Here is a 515-nt window from a genome sequence, read left to right as displayed (position 1 = left end):
GGTACAGAACTCAATATTGCAAATAAAGACAAAGTAGATCGGACACTTTCCGGTGTGAAGGAAGCGGTGAAAGGTAATGAAGCAGTCAATAAAGCGCAGCTTGATGCAAGTCTGAAGGATCTTTCCAGCAGCCTTCAGTCTGATGATTCAGCAGTTGTTCATTACGATAAACAGGCAGATGGTAAAACTGATTATAGCAGTGTGACTTTAGGTAAAGGTAAGGATGCAGGACCAGTTGCACTTCATAATGTCAAAGATGGTACCATTGCTGAAAATTCACGTGATGCAATTACGGGTAGTCAGATCAACACAATTTCTCAGGATTTAGCTAAGTTTCTTGGTGGCGATGCAAAATTTGTTGGCGGTACGTTTACAGGACCGACCTACAAGTTATCCAAGGTTGATGCAGATGGTAATATAACAGACAGTTCTTTTAATAATGTTGGTAGTGCATTTACTGGTCTTGATGATAATATCAAGAATGTGAATGCACGGATTAAGGAAGTTTCTGAAGG

1 pseudogene is annotated in these 515 nt (G+C 40.2%); it reads left to right on the top strand.

Annotated elements, in window-relative coordinates:
- Positions 1-515 (top strand): annotated as a pseudogene (locus ACFILW_RS11175) (hypothetical protein); the annotation flags it as partial.

Origin of the sequence: Bartonella sp. TT110JLCBS (genome assembly GCF_042193405.1) — a bacterium.
Taxonomy (GTDB): domain Bacteria; phylum Pseudomonadota; class Alphaproteobacteria; order Rhizobiales; family Rhizobiaceae; genus Bartonella.
The sequence above is the reverse complement of the archived record's forward strand: the minus strand, read 5'-3'. Positions and strand labels throughout refer to the sequence as shown.